Origin of the sequence: Streptomyces chisholmiae (assembly GCF_031845445.1) — a bacterium.
Classification (GTDB): Bacteria; Actinomycetota; Actinomycetes; order Streptomycetales; family Streptomycetaceae; genus Streptomyces; species Streptomyces chisholmiae.
In genome coordinates, this window is sequence record NZ_JAVREO010000092.1 from 1 (window position 1) to 493 (window position 493).

Genomic DNA, 493 nt, shown 5'->3' on the forward strand with positions numbered 1-493 from the left:
GTTCAGCGGCGTGCTGGTGGCATTGCCGGTGGACGTCGCCGACACCGCCGAGCGGGTGCAGCGCGCACACGACGCCGCCGCGCTGGCCAAGGAAAGCCATCAACTCATCGGTCCGGAACTGATCGCGCGCTGGGCCGCATACATGCCGCCCGCTCCGGTCGAGGCGGCGTTCAAATGGCTGTCCCACAAGGATGGCCAGAACAAGGTGCTCAACCTCAACATCTCCAACGTGCCGGGGCCGCGGGAACGCGGCAAGGTCGGCGGGGCCACGGTCACCGAGATCTACTCGGTCGGTCCGATCACCACCGGCAGCGGGCTCAACATCACGGTGTGGAGCTATGTGGACCAGCTCAACATCTCGGTGCTCTCCGACGACGCCACGGTCGACGATCCCCACGAGGTCACCGACGGCATGGTCGAGGAATTCCGCGAGATCCGCAGGGTGGCAGGGCTTTCGGAGAAACTGACGGTCGTGGAGTCCGCGATGCCGCAG

Annotated in this window: 1 protein-coding gene; it reads left to right on the forward strand. The window is 66.3% G+C overall.

Annotation, left to right across the window (positions count from 1 at the left end; all coding sequences use genetic code 11):
- Positions 1-493, forward strand: a 493-nt coding sequence (locus RM844_RS32220; protein ID WP_311670994.1) for a WSD1 family O-acyltransferase, incomplete at both ends; no start/stop codon positions are given.